The sequence below is a fragment of the bacterium Scap17 genome, from assembly GCA_013376735.1.
In the GTDB taxonomy this organism is placed as follows: Bacteria; Pseudomonadota; Gammaproteobacteria; order Pseudomonadales; family Halomonadaceae; genus Cobetia.
In genome coordinates, this window is the sequence record VINJ01000001.1 from 668,264 (window position 1) to 692,095 (window position 23,832).

16 protein-coding genes and 1 rRNA gene are annotated in these 23,832 nt (G+C 63.4%); 13 read left to right on the forward strand and 4 right to left on the reverse strand.

All coding sequences use genetic code 11. The features are described from left to right. Window positions 1–41: 41 nt before the first annotated feature. Together FLM52_02870 and FLM52_02875 are read left to right on the forward strand one after the other, a co-directional pair. The gene (locus FLM52_02870; protein NVN54747.1) at window positions 42–1,853 is read left to right on the forward strand and encodes an acyl-CoA dehydrogenase; all 1,812 of its coding nucleotides are present in this window, start codon (window positions 42–44) and stop codon (window positions 1,851–1,853) included. A gap of 500 nt (window positions 1,854–2,353) precedes the next feature. Next, on the forward strand, window positions 2,354–3,487 hold the full coding sequence (locus FLM52_02875; protein ID NVN54748.1) for an AI-2E family transporter: 1,134 nt from the start codon (window positions 2,354–2,356) through the stop codon (window positions 3,485–3,487). Between the two features lie 134 nt (window positions 3,488–3,621). On the opposite strand, the gene trxA is transcribed toward FLM52_02875, so the two are convergent. Continuing rightward, window positions 3,622–3,945 carry a thioredoxin gene (gene trxA / locus FLM52_02880; protein NVN54749.1) on the reverse strand — a complete coding sequence of 108 codons (324 nt, stop codon included), beginning with the start codon at window positions 3,943–3,945 and terminating at the stop codon, window positions 3,622–3,624. Between the two features lie 249 nt (window positions 3,946–4,194). After that, a complete protein-coding gene (locus tag FLM52_02885; protein NVN54750.1) occupies window positions 4,195–4,971 on the reverse strand; it encodes a sulfite exporter TauE/SafE family protein in 777 nt (258 codons plus the stop codon). A gap of 176 nt (window positions 4,972–5,147) precedes the next feature. Between FLM52_02885 and cysB the strand changes: the two genes are divergently transcribed. After that, on the forward strand, window positions 5,148–6,119 hold the full coding sequence (gene cysB / locus FLM52_02890; protein NVN54751.1) for an HTH-type transcriptional regulator CysB: 972 nt from the start codon (window positions 5,148–5,150) through the stop codon (window positions 6,117–6,119). Between the two features lie 136 nt (window positions 6,120–6,255). Here the strand turns inward: cysB and FLM52_02895 are convergent, their stop codons facing one another. Together FLM52_02895 and pabB are read right to left on the reverse strand one after the other, a co-directional pair. Beyond that, a complete protein-coding gene (locus FLM52_02895) occupies window positions 6,256–6,882 on the reverse strand; it encodes a phosphoadenylylsulfate reductase (GenBank protein NVN54752.1) in 627 nt (208 codons plus the stop codon). 215 nt (window positions 6,883–7,097) lie between these two features. Then, on the reverse strand, window positions 7,098–8,549 hold the full coding sequence (gene pabB, locus FLM52_02900; GenBank protein NVN54753.1) for an aminodeoxychorismate synthase component I: 1,452 nt from the start codon (window positions 8,547–8,549) through the stop codon (window positions 7,098–7,100). Window positions 8,550–8,805: 256 nt separating this feature from the next. Here pabB and FLM52_02905 point away from each other — a divergent pair, with 256 nt between their 5' ends. The 10 genes from FLM52_02905 (at window position 8,806) to FLM52_02950 (ending at window position 23,782) form a co-directional block, all read left to right on the forward strand. Beyond that, on the forward strand, window positions 8,806–9,678 hold the full coding sequence (locus FLM52_02905) for an alpha/beta fold hydrolase (GenBank protein ID NVN54754.1): 873 nt from the start codon (window positions 8,806–8,808) through the stop codon (window positions 9,676–9,678). Window positions 9,679–10,048: 370 nt separating this feature from the next. Continuing rightward, the gene (locus FLM52_02910; protein ID NVN54755.1) at window positions 10,049–10,828 is read left to right on the forward strand and encodes a GntR family transcriptional regulator; all 780 of its coding nucleotides are present in this window, start codon (window positions 10,049–10,051) and stop codon (window positions 10,826–10,828) included. Window positions 10,829–10,901: 73 nt separating this feature from the next. Next, on the forward strand, window positions 10,902–11,813 hold the full coding sequence (prpB, locus tag FLM52_02915) for a methylisocitrate lyase (protein NVN54756.1): 912 nt from the start codon (window positions 10,902–10,904) through the stop codon (window positions 11,811–11,813). Between the two features lie 182 nt (window positions 11,814–11,995). Next, window positions 11,996–13,138 carry a 2-methylcitrate synthase gene (gene prpC / locus FLM52_02920; protein ID NVN54757.1) on the forward strand — a complete coding sequence of 381 codons (1,143 nt, stop codon included), beginning with the start codon at window positions 11,996–11,998 and terminating at the stop codon, window positions 13,136–13,138. A 67-nt stretch (window positions 13,139–13,205) separates the two neighbouring features. Continuing rightward, entirely contained in the window at window positions 13,206–15,908 is a 2,703-nt protein-coding gene (acnD, locus tag FLM52_02925; protein ID NVN54758.1) for a Fe/S-dependent 2-methylisocitrate dehydratase AcnD, read from the forward strand. Next, complete coding sequence (gene prpF, locus FLM52_02930; protein NVN54759.1) at window positions 15,905–17,173, forward strand: 2-methylaconitate cis-trans isomerase PrpF; 1,269 nt, start codon at window positions 15,905–15,907, stop codon at window positions 17,171–17,173. The genes acnD and prpF overlap by 4 nt, the downstream gene beginning before the upstream one ends. Window positions 17,174–17,377: 204 nt before the next feature. Continuing rightward, complete coding sequence (locus tag FLM52_02935) at window positions 17,378–18,985, forward strand: bifunctional 2-methylcitrate dehydratase/aconitate hydratase (protein ID NVN54760.1); 1,608 nt, start codon at window positions 17,378–17,380, stop codon at window positions 18,983–18,985. Window positions 18,986–19,186: 201 nt separating this feature from the next. Next, window positions 19,187–19,780 (forward strand): LemA family protein, encoded by a 594-nt coding sequence (locus tag FLM52_02940; GenBank protein NVN54761.1) that lies wholly within the window; start codon window positions 19,187–19,189, stop codon window positions 19,778–19,780. Between the two features lie 70 nt (window positions 19,781–19,850). Further along, entirely contained in the window at window positions 19,851–21,755 is a 1,905-nt protein-coding gene (locus FLM52_02945; protein ID NVN54762.1) for a M48 family metallopeptidase, read from the forward strand. A 481-nt stretch (window positions 21,756–22,236) separates the two neighbouring features. Next, window positions 22,237–23,782 (forward strand): 16S ribosomal RNA (locus tag FLM52_02950). Window positions 23,783–23,832 lie beyond the last annotated feature (50 nt).

Below are 23,832 nucleotides of genomic sequence, written 5' to 3' on the forward strand. Positions count from 1 at the left end.
GATTCAGCGCCGCCGTGCCGCGACGGCTCAAGGAGTAAAGCATGCCGGACTATCAGGCGCCGTTGCGCGACATCCGCTTCGTGATGAATGAGCTGCTCGACTATCCCGCTCACTATGCCAGCCTGCCGGGTGGCGATGAGGCCAGCGACGATATCGTGACCGCCATCCTGGAGGAGGGCGCACGCTTCGCGCACGAGGTGCTGACGCCGCTGAACCAGTCGGGCGACCGCGAGGGTTGTACCTTCGAGGGCGGCGAGGTCAAGGCGCCGAGCGGCTTCAAGGCTGCCTATCAGCAGTATGTCGAGGGCGGATGGCCGAGTCTGGCTGCCTCACCGGAACATGGCGGTCAGGGGCTGCCACCGTCACTGGCGATGGTGCTCTCGGAAATGGTCGCCTCCGCCAACCTGTCGTGGGGCATGTATCCGGGCCTCTCGCATGGCGCGATGAATGCACTCGAGCATCACGGCAGCGAGGCGCTCAAGCAGACCTATCTGATTAAGCTGGTCGAAGGCAGCTGGACCGGTACCATGTGCCTGACCGAGCCGCATTGCGGCACGGACCTGGGCCTGATCAAGACACGTGCCGTGCCGCTGGATGACAGCGATGACAGCAAGGGCTACCGCATCAGCGGCACCAAGATCTTCATCTCGGCCGGTGAGCACGATCTTTCCGAGAACATCGTGCACCTGGTGCTGGCCAAGCTGCCGGATGCCCCGGAAGGCTCGCGTGGCATATCGCTGTTCGTGGTGCCCAAGTTCCTGCCCGACGCCAATGGCGAGGCTGGTGAGCGCAATGGCGTCAGCTGTGGCTCCATCGAGCACAAGATGGGCATTCACGGCAACGCGACCTGCGTGATGAACTTCGATTCCGCCACAGGCTTCCTGGTCGGCCCGCCGCACAAGGGACTGGCCTGCATGTTCACCATGATGAATGCCGCGCGTCTCGGGGTGGGGATCCAGGGCGTGGCGCTGGCCGAGGCCAGCTTCCAGAATGCGCTGAGCTATGCGCGTGACCGTCTGCAAATGCGTGCCCTGTCCGGTGCCAAGGCGCCGGAGAAGGCGGCCGACCCGATCATCGTGCATCCGGACGTGCGCCGCATGCTGCTGACCCAGAAGGCCATCGCCGAGGGTGGGCGCATGCTGGTGATGTATGCCGCCCAGTTCAATGACATCGTCGAGAATGCCCCGGACAGCGAAGACAAAACACGTGCCGATACCTTGCTCGGCCTGCTGACGCCCATCGTCAAGGCCTTCCTGACCGAGACCGGCTTCGAGGCGACCAATCACGGCGTTCAGGTCTATGGCGGCCACGGCTTCATTCAGGAATGGGGCATGGAGCAGTTCGTGCGCGATGCGCGCATCACTCTGCTTTATGAAGGCACCACCGGTATCCAGGCGCTGGACCTGCTGGGCCGCAAGATCCTGATGAGCCAGGGCGAATCGCTCAAGGTCTTCACCAAGGAGATCCACAAGTTCTGCCAGGCCAGCGAAGGCAGCGAGTTTGCCAATCCGCTCGCCGAGCTCAACCGCGAATGGGGCGAGCTGACCATGGCGGTGGGCATGGGCGCGATGCAGGACCGCGAAGCGGTCGGCGCCGCCAGTGTCGATTACCTGATGTACGCCGGTTACGTCGCGCTGGGCTACCTGTGGGCTCGTGCCGGCGAGACGGCCAGGGCGGCGCTGGCGGCCGGCGAAGGGGATACTGCCTTCTATCAGGCCAAGCTGGATACCGCGCGCTTCTACTTCCAGCGCATCCTGCCGCGCACGCAAGGCCATGCCGCGATGATTCGCGCCGGTGGCGAGACGCTGATGGCGCCGACGGTGGAAGGCTTCGGCAGCGGCTTCGAGATCTGATGACGGTTTCAAGCCTGAGAGCAGTTTCAAGCCTTAGCGAAGTTTCAAGACTCAGCAGTTCGATGTATCGGCAACAGTCGTGTCTTATGCCTCCAGTCAGTGCGCTCTGACTCGGTACCCTTGGGGAGACTTCGGTCTCCCCATTTTTTGTGCGCTTGGTGTCAGGCAGGAGTTTTTCCCGGCACGAGCAATCAATCTCGTTTCAGTCTTGGCTTGTGACAGGCATGCGCCCAAGATAGGCGCATCGATGGCTGTCCCGATGAACCCGCGGGGCAGCGACGCGCATGTGCTGATGGCAAGTACTTATGGCATGTACTGATGGCAAGCATTGACAGGATAGGTGGCGCAGGATGCACGCGAACGATACGCCTGAGGAAAGATCGCGGCACGAGGAAGTGCCGCCCGAGGCGCAGATGGCCGATGCGCAAGCGCCTGACGATAGCGTTGGCGAGCCACGCAGTGTCAGTGAGGGCACTTCCATCGAGGAGGCCGTGACACGCATGCAGGTGCCACGCGACGAGCGTCAGCAGGAGGCGCTCGAACGCTCCGGGCGTTCTCGCCACGCGCCCAACGTGCGCCGCGCGCTGGAGATTCACCCCCTGCTGGTCGGCATGGCCGCAGTGGTCATCATCATCGGCGGCCTCAAGCTGGCGGCGGACCTGGTGGTGCCGCTGCTGCTGGCGGTGTTCGTCGCTGCGGTCTGCGATGCGCCGGTGCGCTGGCTGGCCCGTCACGGCATCGGGCAACGCTTCGGGGTGCCCATCGTCATCCTGACGGTCTGCGTGCTGTTCTCGTCGCTGACGGCGCTGCTGGTCTCGCGCTTTACCCTGTTCAGCGATGAGATGCCCAAGCTTGAGGAGAGCCTGCGCGAACAGTATCAGAGCATGCTGGAATGGCTGGCAGACAGCGGCGTATCCATCGCGCCGGCCCGCTTCAGCGAGTTGGTCGACCCGGCCTCGTTGACCCAGTGGGTGCCGAATCTACTGACCGGGCTCGGGGGCCTGCTGTCCTCGAGCGTCATCATCGTGCTGACGGCCACCTTCCTGCTCTACGAGGCATTGTCACTGCGCGACAAGCTGGTCAGCACGCTGCGCAGCCCGCATGTCAGTCTGCGGCGCTTCACGCTGTTCTCGCTGACGCTGCGCCGCTATCTGGCGGTCAAGACCTTGATCAGCCTCGTGACCGGGGGGCTGGTCGCGATCAGCTGTCTGGTGCTCGATGTGGAGTTTGCCTTCCTGTGGGCCACGCTGGCCTTCTGCCTCAACTACATCCCCAACATCGGCTCGGCACTGGCCGCGGTGCCTGCGGTGTTGCTGACGCTGGTGATGCCGGAGGGTGGCGCAGTCAAGGCGCTGATGCTGGGCGGCTGTTACCTGGCGATCAACTTCATTCTCGGCAACTTGATCGAGCCGCGCGTGATGGGGCGCACCCTGGGGCTGTCGACGCTGGCCGCCTTCCTGTCGCTGGTGGTGTGGGGCTGGGTGTTCGGGCCGGTGGGCATGCTGTTGTCAGTGCCGATCACCATGACGCTCAAGATCGCCTTCGACTCGCACCCGGGCACGCGCTGGGCGGCGCGTCTGCTGGGCCCCTCCGTGCGCCGGATTCGCCGTCGTCGTCGCCTGGCGGAGGAGTGACCTACGGGCCAGCTCTGCGTGGATGACCCGCTGCCTGAATGCCAAAGGCCCCGTCACGCTGTGCGTGACGGGGCCTTTGATTATCGAATCAGTGCGCGGTGGCTGGTGGGCCAGTCACCTGTCAGCAAGTCGACTCAGAGGTTCTGCTCGATGAACTGGCTCAGTTGACCCTTGGACTGGGCACCGACCAGAGAGGCGACCTTGGCGCCGGACTTGAACAGGATCACTGTCGGCACGCCACGCACGCCTTGCTCGGCAGCGATTTCCGGTGCGTCATCGACATTCACGTTGACGATTTTCAGGCCTTCGCCTTTCTCGTTGGCGACTTCTTCGACGACCGGCGCCATCATCTTGCACGGACCACACCACGGGGCCCAGAACTTCAGCAGGACCGGGGCTTCAGCGTTGAGAACTTCCTGTTCGAAGTTGGCGCCGGTGACATCGACGTGATTGGACATCTTGTTTCTCCAGGGGATTCGTTTCGCTGTCTGCGGCATTGCCGGACATGCAGGCTGCGTCCGATGGTAGCGCCACTTTGCATCACTGACAAATGAGCATTGCCCATCGGCTCAATAGCACGGGGTTATGATCGCTAGTGTTTTTATAGCTGTTTTATTGGTTTGAGGGAATAGCAACGGGGCAGGCAATGTGGATTGCCTGCCCCGACTTTGGTATTGCCTGTGCGAAGGCCCTTCAGCAAGGAGAGCTCAGAAGAAGGCGTAACGGATACCCAGTCCCAGCAGCAGTGTCGTCAGCAGGCCCTGCAGCAGGCCGCTGGGCATGTGGCGCGTCAGGCGTGCACCAAGGTTGATGGCAGGCAGTGAGCCGACCAGCAATGCGCCGAGCAGCAGGAAATCGACGTTGCCCAGCCATAGATGTCCCAATCCCGCGACCAGCGTCAGCGGTACGGCGTGAGCGATATCGGTGCCCACGATGCGCGCGGTGCTCAACAGCGGGAACAGCATGATCAGCACGGCAGCGCCGAAGGCACCGGCACCCACGGAGGACAGGGTGACGCACACGCCGAGCACGATGCCGGCCAGAATGGTCAGCGGTGCCGCGTGGCGTACGATGAAGCTTTCCGGGCTGATCAGCCCCAGCAGGCGTTTCTTGAACAGCAGCACGCCGGCGGTGAGGATCAACATTACACCGAGCATGCCCTTGATCAGGCCCGCGTAGGCGGTGGGGTCAGTAAAGAAGGTATGCAGGACCGCAATCGTCAACAGCGCCGCCGGCAGCGAGCCGATGGCCAGGCGCCGGGCGATGGTCCAGTCCACATGGCCCTGGCGATGGTGCGCGAAGGCGCCGCCCGCCTTGGTAATGGCGGCATAGAGCAGGTCGGTGCCCACGGCGATGTGCGGCGGGAAGCCGAACATCAACAGCAGAGGCGTCATCAGCGAGCCGCCGCCCACGCCAGTGACACCGACCGCGAAACCCACTCCGGCGCCTGCCAGCACGTATAGCAGCAGTTGTGTGACTTCCATCCCTACCTACCCCCTTGTCAGGTTACTGTCGCCAATCTACTCTTGAGCGTATATTCCCGAAAGGAATCATTATTCATGATTTTATCGCCCGATCATCTTAGCAAGGTGACCGGCCATGTCCGGGCCACTGTCACGCCGCGTCGCGTCGATGGTGCTTCTCAGGAGAGTGAAGCCGCATGAAACTCCAGCAGTTGCGTTATATCTGGGAAGTCACCCGCCACAACCTGAACGTGTCCGCCACCGCGCAAAGTCTGTATACCTCCCAGCCGGGCATTTCCAAGCAGATTCGTCTGTTGGAAGATGAGCTTGGCGTCGAAATTTTCGCGCGCAGTGGCAAGCACCTGACGCGGGTGACCCCGGCCGGCGAGTCCATCGTCGAGCTGGCAAGCCAGGTGCTGCGCACGGTGGAGAACATCAAGCACGTCGCCCAGGAGCACAGTGATGACCGTCGTGGCAGCCTGTCGATCGCCACCACACACACCCAGGCGCGTTATGCCTTGCCGCCGGTGATCGCCGATTTCACGCGCAAGTACCCGGATGTCGCGCTGCACATGCAGCAGGGTACGCCGAAGCAGATCGCCAACATGGTCAGTGAGGGGCAGGCCGACTTCGCCATCTGCACCGAGTCGCTGGAGCTGTTCAACGACCTCATCCTGCTGCCGTGCTATCGCTGGAATCGCTGCGTGCTGGTGCCCAAGGATCATCCGCTGGCCAATGGTGAGGAACTGACCCTCGAGTCGCTGGCCAGCTATGCGCTGGTTACCTATACCTACGGCTTCACCGGCCGCAGCCAGCTGGACGATGCCTTCAAGTCCCACGGCCTGGCGCCCAACGTGGTGCTGACCGCCTCGGACGCCGATGTCATCAAGACCTATGTGCGGCTCGGCATGGGTATCGGCATCGTCGCGCACATGGCAGTGGATGAGGTGGCCGACGAAGACCTGGTCGCGCTGGACGCCACGCATCTGTTCGAGAGCTCCACGACCAAGATCGGCATCCGCCGCGGCACCTTCATGCGCAGCTACATGTTCGAATTCGTCGAGCGCTTCGCGCCGCACCTGACGCGGGAGCGTGTCGAAGCGGCACTGGCCGCCGGCCCGCGCCACGAGCATGAGATCTTCCACGACATCGAGCTGCCGGTGCGCTGAGTGCCGGTGGACTGAGTGTCGGTGGACTGAGCCTCGCTCGCCTGATCTGCCACAGCGCAGATGAAAAAGCCCGCCTCCTGAGAGGCGGGCTTTTTGCTGGCTGGGCGATTCGAGCGCACAGCGTCAACCACAGGGCTCAGTGTGCCAGGTGCAGGCCACACTCGCGGTTGTCTTCCGCCTTGGTCGGGTCGACGTAGTCGAACTCGTTGGGCAGGTCATGGGCGACCAGGTACTCGTGCATCTGCTTGGACGACCAGTGGAGCACCGGGGCGACCTTGATCAGGCCATCGCCATTCAGCGAGACCGGCTGCATGCCGGCACGGAAGGCGGTGTCACTGGCGCGCACGGCGGTGAACCACATCTCGGGGTTCAGTTCGCGCAGCGCACGCTCGAACGGTTCGAGCTTCACTTCACGGGTGAAGGCTTCGTGGCGCGGGTCATCGATATGCGGAGTGAGGCCATCGACGGCTTCACGGTGCGCACGCGTACGCTGCGGCAGATAGATGATGCGGTTCAGGTTCAGCTTGCGCGTCACCTCATCGGCGAAGCGATAGGTGGCATCGGTATTGTAGCCGTTGTCCATCCACACGATCGGGATGTCAGGACGGAAGCGCGTCACCATGTGCAGGATCACCGCCTCGAAGGGACGGAAGTTGGTGGTGCAGATGGCGTGCTTGTCCAGCGACAGGGCCCAGCGGGTCAAGGCTTCCGGGTCGTTGCCGAATTCGGCGTTGATGCGAGAGAGATCGAAGGTATCGGACATGAGGAGTCTCCAGAACGAGGGCACGTCCGATGGAGCGGGGCGCAGGGCTGATCAATGGCCAGGAAAGACCATCAGCAGAGGCGGGGAGCGCTCAAGGAGACGTGCAGGAATGCGCCTACCCTATCAAAGGCAGGCACCGCTTCCCCAATACGAATTCGTTCGATCGTTATATGTCATCGAGTTATGGCACTCATGATGCCTTATAACATCGCCTGTCAGCCAAGCGCTTCCATCAGGCGCTGGATCTTGGCCAGGCTCTCGCGGTATTCGGCCTCTTCCTCGGAATCGGCGACCAGGCCGCCGCCGCCCCACAGATGCACCTGGCCCTCGGCGATCACCGCCGTGCGGATCGCGATGGAGGTATCCATGTGGCCGCGGATATCCAGATAGCCGAGGCTGCCGCAATAGGCGCTGCGGCGTACCGGCTCCAGCTCCTCGATGATCTGCATGGCACGGATCTTGGGCGCGCCGGTGATGGAGCCGCCGGGGAAGGCGGCGCCGAGCAGGTCCAGCGCATCGCGCCCTTCATCCAGGGTGCTGGTGATGGTACTGACGGAGTGGTGCACGTTGGCGTAGCTCTCCAGCGCGCACAGCGATGGCACCTTGACGCTGCCGGGCGCGGAGACGCGGCCCAGGTCATTGCGCAGCAGGTCGACGATCATCACGTTCTCGGCGCGGTCCTTGGGGCTTTCCAGCAGCTCGGCGGCCAGCCGGGCGTCCTCTTCCGGCGTCGCGCCACGTGCGCGGGTGCCCTTGATCGGCTTGGTCTCGACCGCGCGGTGATTGACCTCGACGAAGCGCTCCGGCGAGACGGAGACGATCGCCATCTCCTCGCCCTTGGCGTCCTGCCAGCTCAGATAGCCGGCGTAAGGTGTCGGCGTGGCCTGGCGCAGACGCAGGTAGGCGTGCCAGCTATCACCGCTGCACTCGGCGGAGAAGCGCTGGGTCAGGTTGATCTGGTAGCAGTCACCGGCATGCAGATACTCCATCACCTGGCGGAAGCGCTCTCCATAGCCTGCGCGATCCAGCAGCGGCGAGAAGGGGGTGTCGAGGGCGAAGTCAGCGCTGCGCGGCGCGGGTTGCTCCAGCCATTCCAATACCTGCCTGCGCCGTTGGGGCGAGGCGATCAGCCAGCTCTGCTGGCGCTGATGGTCACTGATCAATGCCCAGTCATACAGACCAAGACGCGCCCAGGGCAGCGCGATGTCGTCCTCGGTCGTGGCGGGCAGGTCTTCCAGCGCGCGCCCGAAGTCGTAGCTCCAGTAGCCCAGCAGGCCGGCGATGAACGGCAGGTCCTCGGCTGTCAGGTCATGCCGGGCGAGCTCTTCGCCTGCCAGCGTCTGCGGCAGCAGGGTCAGCAGCTGACGCTGGGCCTCGATCACCGGCAGACGGGCGAGGCGCTCCAGCGCTTCACTGAACTGGCTCAGATCCCGCATCGTTTCCGGCAGCGGGCCGGTGAGCTTGCCACCCTGTGGGCCTTGCTCCAGTACGGCCAGCGGGTCGCTGCTGATGATGTCGAAGCGACCGCCGGCCAGCGACGGCTGGCCGCTGTCGAGCAGCACGGCGTCGGGTCGCGTACGCAGGCGTGCGAAGCGCGACAGCGTGGAGGCTTCATCCTCGGCGGTGAGGGCGTAGGGTAGGGCGTTGATTTCGAGCGAGATGGTCATGACAGCTTCCGTTGGCGGACAGGGCATTCTAGGCATCCGGAGGCGTTTTGTCCGCCCATGCGTGCGGATTCCGGTGAGGGGCGGCCCTTGTTGGCTTGCCGTTCTCCTGCGTGCTGATTAAGGTGCCTGCCTCTGAATGCCCTGCGTTGTCATCGATGACGGCGTTGGCGCACGTGCAGACATTCGCCCAGCCCTATTGCCTAGCCCTATTGCCCAGTCTCTTGCCCAGCCCCTGGCACCCCACCGGAGCCCTTGCATGCATCCCGAGTTCGAACATGGCCAACATCTGCTGTCACGTCCCGATCAGAACATCTTCTGGCAGCGTCTCAAGCGGCATGACGCCCAGGGCGGGCGTCGTCTGCTGATGCTGCACGGCGCGGGGGTGGCCGGTACGCTGACCTGGGCACCGCTGGTCGGGCATCTCACGGCCCATGATGAACTGATCATCCCCGACTTGCGTGGCATGGGGCAGACGCTGGCGCCGCAGGGTGGCGAGCCTCCTTTCACTCTCGAGCAGGTGGTCGAGGACGTGATGGCGTTGATCGAGACCCAGCGCATCACGCATTTCGACCTGATCGGCTACAGCTTCGGCGGGCTGGTCGCCATGCGTCTCGTCCAGCGCCTGCGCGCCGAGCGCCCGGAGGTGAAGGTCGGCGACATCAGCCTGCTGGAGCCGGCGCTGCTGGAGCGCGAATGCCACGCCACCATGGTCAAGGTGCGTGACGGCTACGCCGCGGCGGCGCGTGCCATGCGCGAAGCCCCAAGCCCCGAGGCGGGCATCACCGCCTTTCTCGACCTCATCTCGCCGCATCGTACGCGCAACCCGCGCGCCGAGCGCATGATGGTGGCACGTCTGGCGCATCGCCATCTGGGGTTTGCCAATGCGCTGGACTGTGTCACCCATGCCGTGCGCGAGATCGACCGCGAGGCACTGCTGGCCGACGTGCTGGCCTCAGGCAGCGAGGTGCGCAGCCTGGTCGGTGGCAAGAGCCCGCAGACCCTGCGCGACTATCACAGCCTGCTGGCCGAGCGTCATGTAGGTTGGCAATCGCTGGAAATTCCCGGCACCGATCACTCGCTGCCTTTCCAGAAACCCCGCCGCATCGGCGCGGAGCTCAGCTTCACATAAATCGCATGATTGTCGACAAGCCGGCCGATGAGCGGTCTGGCCTTGAGACGAAAGACGCCCCGTCAGCCTGTGCTGACGGGGCGTCTTTCGTCTCGGCCTCTGCCAGCTGGAATGCCTCTGTCCTGTCGGTGTGTGAAGGCTGAAATGGCGGCTTCTCAGGCGGTTCGTCCTTGTTCTTGCAGCCGTTTATCCAACGCATGCCAACTCTCTTACGCCAAAGGTGTAGAGGATTTGGCGGATTGTGTCTTGACCCACTCAGGCTCGCTGGCTAGTCTGGCAGTCATTGAATGATTGTCGACAATGGTGCTGAAAGTCCCTCATCGCCATTGTCCTGTCTCAGCCCCTTGTCCAGCCGGATCGCCTGACCACCATGACCACCGATGCCTTTCACAATGCCACCACCGCTCGAAGCCTCGCGCGCGGCGCCACTGCCGAGCAGGCAGGCCACACCGCCTCCGCCAGTGCTCCGGCGCCTGAGGTGCGCACCCTGGCCGAGCGCGTCTTCCACCAGCTGCAGGACGCCATCGTGCGCGGTGAGCTGGCACCTGGCAGCAAGATCACCGAGCCGGGGCTGGCGCAGGCCTATGGCATCTCGCGCGGCCCATTGCGTGAGGCGATGCGTCGTCTCGAGGTCCATCGCCTGATCGAGCGCGTGCCCCACGTCGGCGCGCGGGTGGTCAAGCTCTCGATGACCGAGCTGCTGGAGCTGTTCGACGTGCGTGAGGCGCTGGAGAGCATGGCTGCGCGTCTGGCGGCGCGGCACATGACGCAGGAGGAGGTCACGCGGCTGCGCAGCGTGCTCAAGACCCACGAGCAGCAGTCGGACCTCAAGACCGGCACCGCCTACTTCCAGAAGGAAGGCGATCTCGACTTCCACTATCAGATCGTCCTCGGCAGCCACAACCACATGCTGATGACGATTCTCTGCGACGACCTCTACTACCTGGTGCGCATGTATCGCACCCAGTTCAGCGCCAGTGGCTCGCGTCCGCAGAAGGCCTTCGTCGAGCACCACCGTATCGTCGATGCCATCGAGGCCGGCGACGAGGAGCTGGCGGAGCTTCTGATGCGGCGCCACGTCAGCGCCTCTCGGGAGAACGTCGCTCGTCGCTATGCCGCCACGCTCAAGGAGGAGCAGGGCGAGGAGTGAACTGCCACACCGCTTGCGACCGGATCACCCCCAACAATTCCAACCCCGTCATGGGCCCAGCCCGGGAGATGTCATGTCACGCCATCTGAGTTCCACCGCCTTGCCAAGCCCCGGCGCCCGCTTCCGCGCGGCGCTGGAAGCCAATCGTCCGCTGCCCATCGTCGGCACCATCAATGCCTATACCGCCATCATGGCCGAGCGCGTCGGGCATCAGGCGATCTACCTGTCCGGTGGCGGCGTGGCCAACGCCTCCTACGGTCTGCCGGACCTGGGCATGACCAGCATGAATGACGTGCTGGAAGATGCGCGTCGCATCACCGCTGCCAGCGAGCTTCCGCTGCTGGTGGACATCGACACCGGCTGGGGTGGCGCCTTCAACATCGCGCGCACCATTCAGGAGATGGAGCGTGCCGGTGTGGCGGCCGTGCATCTGGAAGATCAGGTCGCCCAGAAGCGCTGCGGTCATCGTCCCAACAAGGCGATCGTCTCCAGCCAGGAGATGGTCGACCGCATCAAGGCCGCTGCCGATGCCCGCCGTGATGATGACTTCTACCTGATCGCGCGTACCGATGCCTTCCAGAAGGAAGGGCTCGAGGCCGCCGTGGCGCGTGCCAACGCCTGTGTCGAAGCCGGAGCGGACGCGATCTTCGCCGAGGCGGTGCATACCCTCGAGGACTACCGTGCCTTCTGCGAGGGCGTCGACGCGCCGATACTGGCCAACATCACCGAATTCGGTGCCACGCCGCTGTTCAATCAGCGCGAGCTGGGCGACGTCGGCTGCCGGATGGTGCTCTATCCGCTGTCCGCCTTCCGCGCCATGAACGCCGCCGCCCTCAAGGTCTACCAGAACATCCACGACAAGGGTGATCAGAAGGACGTGGTCGACGACATGCAGACCCGCATGGAGCTCTACGACTTCCTCGATTACCACACCTTCGAGCAGAAGCTGGACACCCTGTTCGAGGTCGAAAGCCGCAAGGATTGATGCCAGACGCTCGAGGCGGATGCCATGTTTCGTCTCAGGAGGCCATTGGCTTCACGGGCCGGCACTTTCGGCCCGATCGTTTCACCCTCGCTGGCAGACGCCTGGCCGGCGAGGGGCTTGACGCTTTATGCCCTACAAGAAAAAGAACAACTCAATGACGTCACTGCCAAGGAGATCACGCCATGTCAGATACCACCGCTACCCCGAGCCCTAGGGCCTCCAGCGGCCTGCGCGGCCAGAGTGCCGGCGAGACCGCCTTGTGCACCGTCGGCCAGACCGGCTCCGGCCTGCGCTATCGCGGCTACGATCTGGAGGATCTCGCCGCCCACGCAAGCTTTGAAGAAGTCGCCTATCTGCTGCTCAAGGGCAAGCTGCCCAATCGTTCGGAGCTGGATGCCTACATCACGCGCCTCAAGGGGTTGCGTGGTCTGCCGGATGCCCTGAAGGCGGTACTGGAGCAGATTCCGGCCAGCGCCCATCCGATGGACGTGATGCGCACCGGTTGCTCGATGCTCGGCAATCTGGAGACCGAAGAGAGCTTCGCTGAGCAGTCCGATCAGGCCGACCGCATGCTGGCGGTGTTCCCGTCGATCATCAATTACTGGTATCGCTTCAGCCATGACGGCGTGCGCATCGACACCGAGACCGATGACGACTCCATCGGCGCGCACTTCCTGCACCTTTTGCACGGCGAGGCCCCCAGCGAGCTGCATGCCGCGGTGATGAACACCTCGCTGATCCTCTATGCCGAGCACGAATTCAATGCCTCGACCTTCACCGCGCGTGTCTGCGCCTCGACGCTCTCCGATCTGCATTCCTGCGTGACCGGGGCCATCGGCTCGCTGCGCGGTCCGTTGCATGGCGGTGCCAACGAGGCGGCGATGGCGATGATCGAGCACTGGCGCTCACCGGAGGAAGCCGAGCGCGAGATTCTCGGCATGCTGGAACGCCGCGAGAAGATCATGGGCTTCGGCCACGCCATCTATCGTGAACGTGACCCGCGCAACGCCATCATCAAGGAGTGGTCACGCAAGCTGTCCGAGGATGTGGGCGACACTCAGCTCTACGCCGTTTCCGAGCGCGTCGAAGCCGTGATGTGGCGCGAGAAGAAGCTGTTCTGCAATGCCGACTTCTTCCACGCCAGCGCCTATCACTTCATGGGCATCCCCACCAAGTTGTTCACGCCGATCTTCGTCTGTTCACGCCTGACCGGCTGGGCGGCGCATGTCTTCGAGCAACGCGCCAACAATCGCATCATCCGCCCGAGCGCCGATTACACCGGCCCGGAGCATTGCGACTGGCTGCCCATCGAGCAGCGCGACTGACCCTTCCCTCGGCCAGTCCGCGTGCTGGCCGATTGTTTTCTTGACCGCCTGATGAGTCCGGATGCCCATGAATACCGAGTATCGCAAACCCCTGCCTAGCACGGCGTCACCGGGTACCCCGGTCGACTACTTCGATGCGCGTGCCGCCGTGGAAGACATCGCCCCCGGCGCCTATGCCGGTCTGCCCTATACCTCACGCGTACTGGCCGAGAACCTGGTGCGTCGCTGCCCGCCGGACCAGCTGCGCGACAGTCTCGTGCAATTGATCGAGCGTCGGCGTGATCTCGATTTCCCCTGGTATCCCGCGCGCGTCGTGTGTCATGACATCCTCGGTCAGACCGCGCTGGTCGACCTGGCCGGTCTGCGCGATGCCATCGCCGAGCGCGGCGGAGACCCGGCCAAGGTCAATCCGGTGGTGCCGACCCAGTTGATCGTCGACCACTCGCTGGCGGTGGAACACGCCGGCTTCGACAAGGACGCCTTCGCCAAGAACCGCGCCATCGAGGAGCGGCGCAACGAGGACCGCTTCCACTTCATCGACTGGACCCGTCAGGCCTTCGAGAACATCGACGTGATTCCGCCGGGCAACGGCATCATGCACCAGATCAATCTGGAGCGGATGTCGCCGGTGATCGAGTCGCGCGCCGATGTGAAGGGCCATCAGGTCGCCTTCCCGGATACCCTGGTGGGTACCGACAGCCACACGCCGCATGTCGATGCGCTGGGCGTGATCGCCGTCGGCGTCGGTGGGCTCGAGGCCGAGAGCGTGATGCTGGGGCGCGCCTCCTACATGCGCCTGCCGGACATCATCGGCGTGCGCCTCACCGGGCGTCCGCAGCCGGGCATCACCGCCACCGACATCGTGCTGGCGCTGACCGAATTCCTGCGCGCCGAGAAGGTCGTCTCCTCCTATCTGGAATTCTTCGGCGAAGGCGCGGCCAGCCTGACCCTGGGCGATCGTGCCACCATCTCCAACATGACGCCGGAGTACGGCGCCACGGCGGCGATGTTCTACATCGATCAGCAGACGCTGGACTACCTGACCCTTACGGGGCGTGAGCCGGAGAACATCGCGCTGGTCGAGCGCTACGCGCGTGAGACCGGGCTGTGGGCCGATGAGAGCGGCCATATCGAAGGCGCGGTGAAATATGAGCGCGAGCTGACCTTCGATCTGTCCTCGGTGGTGCGCACCCTGGCGGGCCCCTCCAACCCGCACAGTCGCGTGCCGACCAGCGAGCTTGCCGCGCGTGGCATCTCTGGGGTGATCGAGCATGAGCAGGATGAGGATGGGCGCGACCTGATGCCGGATGGCGCGGTGATCATCGCCGCCATCACCAGTTGCACCAATACCTCGAATCCGCGCAATGTCATCGCCGCCGGCCTGCTGGCCAGACGCGCCAATGCGCTGGGGCTGACGCGCAAGCCGTGGGTCAAGACCTCGCTGGCGCCGGGCTCCAAGGCCGTGCAGCTGTATCTGGAAGAGGCGGAACTGCTGCCGGAACTCGAGCAGCTCGGCTTCGGTATCGTCGGCTTCGCCTGCACCACCTGCAATGGCATGAGCGGTGCGCTGGACCCGGCGATCCAGCAGGAAATCGTCGAGCGTGATCTCTACTCCACCGCAGTGCTGTCCGGCAATCGCAACTTCGATGGCCGTATCCACCCCTACGCCAAGCAGGCCTTCCTGGCCTCGCCGCCGCTGGTGGTCGCCTACGCCATCGCAGGCACCATCCGCTTCGACATCGAGAAGGATGTTCTCGGGCATGCGCCGGACGGCTCGCCGATCATGCTCAAGGACCTGTGGCCGAGCGACGAGGAAATCGACGCCATCGTCGGTGCCAGCGTCAAGCCGGACCACTTCCGTCAGGTCTACATCCCGATGTTCGAGACCCGTCAGGGTCGCGACGACACGACCAGTCCGCTCTACGACTGGCGCGAGATGAGCACCTACATCCGTCGTCCGCCGTACTGGGAAGGTGGCCTGGCCAGCGCGCCGACGCTCAAGGGCATGCGGGCACTGGCGGTGCTGGGGGACAACATCACCACCGATCACCTGTCACCCTCCAATGCCATCATGGCCAGCAGTGCGGCAGGCGAGTACCTGGCCGCGATGGGCCTGCCGGAGGAGGACTTCAATTCCTACGCCACCCACCGTGGCGATCACCTCACCGCGCAGCGGGCCACCTTCGCCAATCCCAAGCTGATCAACGAGATGGCCGTGGTGGAAGGGGCGGACGGCAAGCGCGAGGTCAAGCAGGGCTCGCTCACGCGTCTGGAGCCGGAAGGCAAGGTGGTACGCATGTGGGAGGCCATCGAGGCCTATATGCAGCGCAAGCAGCCGTTGATCATCATCGCGGGCGCGGATTACGGCCAGGGCTCGTCGCGTGACTGGGCGGCCAAGGGCGTGCGGCTGGCGGGCGTCGAGGCCATCGTCGCGGAAGGTTTCGAGCGTATCCACCGCACCAATCTGGTCGGCATGGGCGTGATGCCGCTGCAGTTCGCCGCCGGGACCACGCGCAAGACGCTGGCGCTGGATGGCAGCGAGATCTACGCCGTCGAGGGCGAGCCGGCGCCGGGGGCAGAACTCACGCTGGTGATCGAGCGCACCGCCGGTGACAAGGCAGGCAAGCTCGAGCGCGTGCCGGTCACCTGCCGTCTCGATACCCGTGAGGAGGTCTCCATCTACTCGGCGGGTGGAGTGCTGCAACGCTTCGCCGAGGACTTCCTGAACTCGCAGGCGCCGGGCGAGACGGCGGCGGAGGTATCGGCATGAGCCAGCAGGCACAGCTCAGGATTCCCGCCACCTACCTGCGTGGCGGCACCAGCAAGGGCGTGTTCTTCCTGCGCGATGAACTGCCGGAAGCGGCGCAGGTGCCGGGCCCGGCGCGCGATGCCCTGCTGCTGCGCGTGATCGGCAGCCCCGACCCCTATGCCAAGCAGATCGACGGCATGGGGGGCGCGACCTCCAGCACCAGCAAGACGGTGATCATCAGTCGTAGCGAACAGCCGGACCACGACGTCGACTATCTGTTTGGCCAGGTCTCCATCGACTCGCCCTTCGTCGACTGGAGCGGCAACTGCGGCAATCTCTCGGCGGCGGTGGGGCCCTTCGCCATCGAGAAGGGCCTGGTGCCGGCCGAGCGCCTGCCGCGTGACGGTATCGCCGAGGTGCGTATCTGGCAGGCCAACATCGGCAAGACCATCATCGCGCGGGTACCGATGTGCGAAGGGCGCGTCCAGGAAACCGGCGACTTCGCCCTGGATGGCGTGACCTTCCCGGCCGCCGAAGTGGCGGTCGCCTTCCGCGACCCTGCCGCCGGCGAAGGCAGCATGTTCCCCACCGGCAATGTGGTCGATACGCTGGAAGTGCCGGAATCGGTGGTCGCGGGCGGGAGAATCCGGGCGACCCTGATCAATGCCGGCATCCCGACCATCTTCGTCGCTGCCCGTGATCTCGGCTATCAGGGCACCGAGCTTCAGGAGGCGATCAACTCGGACGCCGAGGCCCTCGCGCGCCTCGAGACATTGCGCGCCCACGGCGCACTGCGCATGGGACTGATCCAGGAGTTGGGCGAGGCCGCCACGCGCCAACACACCCCCAAGGTCGCCTTCGTGGCGCCGCCGGTGGATCACGTTGTCTCCAGTGGTCGCGAGATCAAGGCCGACGAGATCGATGTGCTGATCCGCGCCGTGTCGATGGGCAAGCTGCACCACGCCATGATGGGCACCGCGGCCGTCGCCATCGCCGCGGCGGCTGCGGTACCGGGCACGCTGGTCAATCTTGCCGCCGCTGGCGGAGCCGATGCTGAGTCTGGGGCTGGGCAGACTGACGCGGCGCGTGACTCGGTGTGCTTCGGGCATCCCTCCGGCACACTCAGGGTCGGCGCGAGTGCCCATCGGCAGACAGAGGCAGGCCAAGGCAGTGATGGCCAGCAAGGCGAGGGCGAGTGGACCGTCAGTGAAGCGGTGATGAGTCGCAGCGCGCGTATCCTGATGGAAGGCTGGGTGCGGGTGCCGGCGAAGACCTTGATGCGCTAGCGCCGGCATAGGCAGGTGAGGGTCGGTTGTCATGTTCGACAGTCAAAGCCCCTTCTGCGGCACCCCGATGAAAGCCGGCCTGGCATGCATGTGCAGAGGGCCGGCTTTCGCGTGTCTGTGGTGTGTACACAGGTATTTCGGAGGGTGTGCCGGTGTCGCGGGAGCCGCACATGGGCAAAGACGATCCACGACAGGAGGTCATGTATGAGCACGCCATCCTCTGATCAGAAAGGCGAAAGCCGTCTCAGCGCCACTCAAGCCAGTACAAGTCAGGCCAGCGCCAATCAGCGCCCGGACTATGACCCGGAGCTGCAGCAGATCGCCGACTATGTGCTGGGGTATTGCGATGGACCGCATATCGCGGATGCGGATGCTAATGTGGATGACCGGGCTGGCAAGAGCGAGCGCTCAGGTCCCTCGGCGGAGGCGATGGACACTGCTCGCCTGTGTCTGATGGATACCCTCGGCTGCGGCATCCTGGCGCTGCGCTTCCCGGAATGCACCAAGCATCTCGGGCCGCTGGTGGCCGAGACCGTGGTGCCGCATGGTGCGCGGGTGCCCGGCACCGCCTTCAGTCTCGATCCCGTCAAGGCTGCGTGGGATATCGGCTGCACCATCCGCTGGCTGGATTACAACGATACCTGGCTGGCGGCGGAGTGGGGGCATCCCTCGGATAATCTCGGCGGCATTCTGGCGGTGGCGGATCACCTCTCGCGCCAGCGTGTCGCGCAGGGCAAGCCGCCTCTGGTGATGCGTGATGTGTTGGAGAGCATGGTGATGGCCCACGAGATCCAGGGTGTGCTGGCGCTGGACAACAGCTTCAATCGCGTCGGGCTCGACCATGTCATGCTGGTCAAGGTGGCGACCACTGCCGTGACGGCGCGCTTGATGGGGGCGAATCGCGAGCAGTTGCTGTCGGCGCTGTCGCACGCGTTCGTCGATGGCCAGAGTCTGCGTACCTATCGTCATGCGCCCAATGCCGGCTCGCGCAAGAGCTGGGCGGCGGGGGACGCCACCTCACGCGGCGTGCGGCTGGCGGATATCGCCCTGCGTGGCGAGATGGGCATCCCCGGCGCTCTCAGTGCGCCGCAGTGGGGCTTCAATGATGTTTCCTTCAGTCACGGCAACAGCGATCTCGCCCTCAAGCCTGAAAACGAACGGCACCTGACGCTGGCGCGCCCTCTGGGTAGCTATGTGATGGAGAACGTGCTCTTCAAGGTCTCCTTTCCGGCCGAATTCCATGCCCAGACCGCCGCCGAGGCGGCCGTCCAGCTCCATCCCGAGGTTCGCGACCGGCTCGAGGAGATCGAGCGCATCGAGATCACCACCCACGAATCCGCGATCCGCATCATCTCCAAGCAGGGTGCACTCGCCAATGCGGCGGACCGCGATCACTGCCTTCAATACATGGTCGCGGTGCCGCTGATCTTCGGCGAGTTGAACGCGGATCACTATGAAGATGGCTTCCATGCCGCTCACCCGGAGATCGACCGGCTGCGTGGCAGGATGGTCGTCAAGGAAGAGGCGCGCTTCACCCGCGAGTATCTGGAAGCCGACAAGCGCTCGATCGCCAATTCCCTGCGGGTGGTCTTTTGCGATGGCAGTGCCACTGAGCAGGTGACGGTGGAATACCCGCTGGGACATCGCCGGCGGCGTGAAGAGTCGCTCGCCCCGCTCGAGGACAAGTGTCGGGCCAATCTGGCCACCTGCTTCCCGCCTTCGCGTTGCGACACCCTGATGGCGTTGCTGGGTGATCGCGAGCGACTCGAAGCACTGTCGGTGCACGAGTTCATGGCGCATTGGGTGCCGTGAGGTTGCCGGCCGCATGATGCCCCGTTGGCAATCAGTCATCCAATTGACTGGTGCCGTCATCCGGTATGGGTAAACTGGAAGCGGATTGCACAGGGCGATCGCCAGGAGTGCTTGCAAAGACTCGCCGGAGAGCGGGGCAACGCCTGCCGAGCCTTCATTGCAAAGGCATCATGGCAAAGGCTTCATCACAAGGGACTCATCATGAAAACATTTCTGCTGCTGGGCGCCATCGCGCTGATCGTCATCTACGTGATCTCGATCTACAACAAGCTGGTCAGCCTCAAGGCGCGCTTCGAGAATGCCTTCGCGCAGATAGAGGTGCAGCTCAAGCGGCGCTACGACCTGATTCCCAATCTGGTCGAGACGGCCAAGGGCTATCTGAGTCATGAGCGTGGCACCTTGGAAGAAGTGATCAATGCCCGCAACAAGGCGATGGCTGCCTTGAATGCCGCAGCGGCGCACCCCGGCAGCATGGACAAGCTGGCCAGCCTGGCCGGTGCCGAGCAGGGGCTGGCGGCGAGTCTGGGCAAGCTGGATGTGGTGGTCGAGGCCTATCCGGAGCTCAAGGCGGACCAGACCATGAGCGACCTGATGGAAGAGCTGACCGCCACCGAGAACCGCGTCGCCTTCGCGCGTCAGGCCTACAATGATGCCGTCACCGACTACAACGTCTATCGCCAGAGCTTCCCGCAGGTGATGTTCGCGCCGACCTTCGGTCATCGCAGTGATGCAGGTCTGCTGGCCTTCGATGACAGCGTGAAGATCCGCCAGGCCCCGGATGTCAGTTTCTCCTGAGTCGACCGGCTGATGCTTCTCTCGCAGCGGTCTTGCGCTGTGATCCTGACTGGGTAGATGGCGAGCGCGAATGAATTTCTATCATGAGCAGGACAGTGCGCGGCGTCGTACGCGGCTATTGCTGGTGGCCTTCACGGTCATGTCGCTGGTGGTGTCTCTTGCCGCCGGCGCCGTGGTGCATGTCGCGATCAGCAGTTTCCTGGGGCGCCCGGCCACCACGACGTTTGAATATGTCTGGCCAGTGGCGAGCATCATCTTCCTGTGCAATGCATTGGTCGCAGCGCGTGAGCTGCGGCGTCTGCAGCAGGGCGGCGCGGTCGTGGCCGCACGCCTGGGTGGCAAGCTGGTGGATGTCGAGACCCAGGACTCGCGCGAGCGGCGGGCACTGAATGTGGTGGAAGAGATGGCGATCGCCGCCAATCTGCCCACGCCGCAGCTGTTCCTGCTTCCGCATGAGGCGATGATCAATGCCTTCGCGGCGGGCTATCGGCCACATGATGCGGTGATCGCGCTGAGTCGCGGGGCGTTGGAGCAGCTGGATCGCAACGAGCTGCAGGGCGTGGTCGCTCACGAGTTCGCCCATATCGCCAATGGCGATATTCGCCTCAACCTGCGTCTGGCGAGTGCGGTCCATGGCCTGGTGTTTCTCTCCGAGGCGGGACGCTTCCTGATGGGGACGGGGCGCATCGGCTTCGTGCTGGGCAGGGCGCGCTCCTCCGGCTCCGACAGGAAAGGCGGCATGCCACAGCTGATGCTGGTCGGTGTGGCGCTGTGGTTGCTCGGCAGTCTCGGCGGGCTGGGCGGCAGGCTGCTGCAACGCGGGGTCGCGCGCTCACGCGAATATCTCGCCGATGCCAGTGCGGTGCGTCTGACGCGCTTTCCGGATGGCATCGCCTCGGCCCTCAAGCGTATCGGCGGCATGGGTTGGCAGGGGCGCATCCAGCATCCGCGCGCCATGACCTACAACCATCTCTTCTTCGTCGAAGCGCGTCCGCCATGGCTGACGGGCTGGTTCGACTCGCATCCGCCGCTGGATGAACGCATCAAGCGCCTGGAACCCCGTTGGGACAGGCAATATCTGAGCGCGCGTCAGCAACCGGTGCATACCTTCGAGCAGCAGGGGCCCATCGGGGCAGAAGTGCTTGGCGGGGTCATGGCGGGTATCGCCGGCGCGGCTGTCCTGGGCGAGCTGTCGCGTTCCCGGGGGGAACTCGAGAACCTGACGCTGTCACGTTTTCTCTGCCCGCAGCTGGTGGTGGCGATGATCGCGCCCTCGGAACTCACCCGGCGTGGGGTCTGGCTCACCGAGCTTGAACGTCAGCATGACTGGCTGGATGGCAAGCGCGTGCGCGAGGCGCGGCGCAAGCTCGAGTCCTTGCCGCGAGTCGAGTGGATCCCCTTGCTCAACCGGCTGATACCGCGCTGGCGGGAAGCGGATGAGCGCGCTCATCGCATGCTCAAGGCGCAGACACCTCCGCAGGACATGTTCATCTGGTGTCTGTGGCAGTTGTTGCTGGAGTCACTGGACCCGCGAATCGATCGCAAGAGTGACTCGTTGGCCTTGCAGCAATGTCAGCCGGCCTGTCAGCACTGGCTCATGCTGATGGTCGGACTCATCGACGATGAAGCGATGCGCGAGGCCATCTTCCTGGACGCCAGTGCGGAACTTGGTCTGGCGCTTGCGTATCCGCAGTCGCAGCCGGATGGAGATAACCCTGCGCTGCGCTGTCGTCATCTCACGCAGCTGGCTCACCTGCGCCCGATGGACAAGCAGCGCTGGTTCACGGCGCTTGCCCAGGTGGTGCATGCTGACCAGACACTGGCCGATGAGGAAGTGGCCCTGCTGACATTGCTGGCCCGCGTCATGCAGCTGCCGGAGGCACGCCTGGAAGCGGCGCTTGAGACACAGTCCCATTCGCGTGGCGGCTGGCAGGCGCGCCCAGTATCACGGCCTGCGGATGGCAGGGCGGTCTGAGTATCGATCAGGCGAGCAGCTATTTTCTGCGTCAAAGCTCTTGCCATCAAACCGATTCCTGCGTAAAGTACGCATCCGCTGCCGGGGACGCATGGCGTCACCAGCGGTGAAAGAGGTTTGCAGGTGATTGTTTTGCTTGATGTTTTTGAAGTCCGCTTCGAAACCATCGATTGACAATTCCGGGCGATTCGCTAGAATGCGCCGCAATCCTTACGGAACAGGTGATCGAGCAACGCTCCTCACCGCTTGATGATGCTTAGAGGCAGTCGACTGACTCATCATCAAGTGCTTGACTTCTCAAGCGTTCCGGGTAGAATATGCCTCCTCGCTTCACAGCGACGCTCTTTAAAAATTTGATCAGGTAATTCGTGTGAGCGCTTGCCGATGAGTGGTGACAAGGTCACCAAATATCGGAGCAAGCCTCTCACGAGAAGTTTGACTCTGAACCAAGTTTGGTCTGCTTAACAGACTATCAAGCTTTCAACTGAAGAGTTTGATCATGGCTCAGATTGAACGCTGGCGGCAGGCTTAACACATGCAAGTCGAGCGGAAACGATCCTAGCTTGCTAGGAGGCGTCGAGCGGCGGACGGGTGAGTAATGCATGGGAATCTGCCCGATAGTGGGGGACAACCTGGGGAAACTCAGGCTAATACCGCATACGTCCTACGGGAGAAAGCAGGGGATCTTCGGACCTTGCGCTATCGGATGAGCCCATGTCGGATTAGCTTGTTGGTGAGGTAACGGCTCACCAAGGCGACGATCCGTAGCTGGTCTGAGAGGATGATCAGCCACACTGGGACTGAGACACGGCCCAGACTCCTACGGGAGGCAGCAGTGGGGAATATTGGACAATGGGCGAAAGCCTGATCCAGCCATGCCGCGTGTGTGAAGAAGGCCTTCGGGTTGTAAAGCACTTTCAGCGAGGAAGAACGCTTGTGGGTTAATACCCCGCAAGAAAGACATCACTCGCAGAAGAAGCACCGGCTAACTCCGTGCCAGCAGCCGCGGTAATACGGAGGGTGCAAGCGTTAATCGGAATTACTGGGCGTAAAGCGCGCGTAGGTGGCTAAGTCAGCCAGGTGTGAAAGCCCCGGGCTCAACCTGGGAACGGCATCTGGAACTGCTTGGCTAGAGTGCAGGAGAGGAAGGTAGAATTCCCGGTGTAGCGGTGAAATGCGTAGAGATCGGGAGGAATACCAGTGGCGAAGGCGGCCTTCTGGACTGACACTGACACTGAGGTGCGAAAGCGTGGGTAGCAAACAGGATTAGATACCCTGGTAGTCCACGCCGTAAACGATGTCAACTAGCCGTTGGGTCCCTTGAGGACTTAGTGGCGCAGCTAACGCAATAAGTTGACCGCCTGGGGAGTACGGCCGCAAGGTTAAAACTCAAATGAATTGACGGGGGCCCGCACAAGCGGTGGAGCATGTGGTTTAATTCGATGCAACGCGAAGAACCTTACCTACCCTTGACATCCAGAGGACTTTCCAGAGATGGATTGGTGCCTTCGGGAACTCTGAGACAGGTGCTGCATGGCTGTCGTCAGCTCGTGTTGTGAAATGTTGGGTTAAGTCCCGTAACGAGCGCAACCCCTATCCTTATTTGCCAGCGAGTCATGTCGGGAACTCTAAGGAGACTGCCGGTGACAAACCGGAGGAAGGTGGGGACGACGTCAAGTCATCATGGCCCTTACGGGTAGGGCTACACACGTGCTACAATGGCAAGTACAAAGGGTTGCAATACGGCGACGTGGAGCCAATCCCATAAAGCTTGCCTCAGTCCGGATTGGAGTCTGCAACTCGACTCCATGAAGTCGGAATCGCTAGTAATCGTGGATCAGAATGCCACGGTGAATACGTTCCCGGGCCTTGTACACACCGCCCGTCACACCATGGGAGTGGACTGCACCAGAAGTGGTTAGCCTAACCTTCGGGAGGGCGATCACCACGGTGTGGTTCATGACTGGGGTGAAGTCGTAACAAGGTAGCCCTAGGGGAACCTGGGGCTGGATCACCTCCTTATCGACACTGTCTACTGCTCGCGGCAAGTGCTCACAACGAATTACCTGATCAAGTT

Coding starts and splice junctions, on each gene's coding strand:
- FLM52_02870 (NVN54747.1), top strand. CDS start 42: ATGCCGGACTATCAGGCGCCGTTGCGCGACATCCGCTTCGTGATGAAT.
- FLM52_02875 (NVN54748.1), top strand. CDS start 2,354: ATGCAGGTGCCACGCGACGAGCGTCAGCAGGAGGCGCTCGAACGCTCC.
- trxA (NVN54749.1), bottom strand. CDS start 3,945: ATGTCCAATCACGTCGATGTCACCGGCGCCAACTTCGAACAGGAAGTT.
- FLM52_02885 (NVN54750.1), bottom strand. CDS start 4,971: ATGGAAGTCACACAACTGCTGCTATACGTGCTGGCAGGCGCCGGAGTG.
- cysB (NVN54751.1), top strand. CDS start 5,148: ATGAAACTCCAGCAGTTGCGTTATATCTGGGAAGTCACCCGCCACAAC.
- FLM52_02895 (NVN54752.1), bottom strand. CDS start 6,882: ATGTCCGATACCTTCGATCTCTCTCGCATCAACGCCGAATTCGGCAAC.
- pabB (NVN54753.1), bottom strand. CDS start 8,549: ATGACCATCTCGCTCGAAATCAACGCCCTACCCTACGCCCTCACCGCC.
- FLM52_02905 (NVN54754.1), top strand. CDS start 8,806: ATGCATCCCGAGTTCGAACATGGCCAACATCTGCTGTCACGTCCCGAT.
- FLM52_02910 (NVN54755.1), top strand. CDS start 10,049: ATGACCACCGATGCCTTTCACAATGCCACCACCGCTCGAAGCCTCGCG.
- prpB (NVN54756.1), top strand. CDS start 10,902: ATGTCACGCCATCTGAGTTCCACCGCCTTGCCAAGCCCCGGCGCCCGC.
- prpC (NVN54757.1), top strand. CDS start 11,996: ATGTCAGATACCACCGCTACCCCGAGCCCTAGGGCCTCCAGCGGCCTG.
- acnD (NVN54758.1), top strand. CDS start 13,206: ATGAATACCGAGTATCGCAAACCCCTGCCTAGCACGGCGTCACCGGGT.
- prpF (NVN54759.1), top strand. CDS start 15,905: ATGAGCCAGCAGGCACAGCTCAGGATTCCCGCCACCTACCTGCGTGGC.
- FLM52_02935 (NVN54760.1), top strand. CDS start 17,378: ATGAGCACGCCATCCTCTGATCAGAAAGGCGAAAGCCGTCTCAGCGCC.
- FLM52_02940 (NVN54761.1), top strand. CDS start 19,187: ATGAAAACATTTCTGCTGCTGGGCGCCATCGCGCTGATCGTCATCTAC.
- FLM52_02945 (NVN54762.1), top strand. CDS start 19,851: ATGAATTTCTATCATGAGCAGGACAGTGCGCGGCGTCGTACGCGGCTA.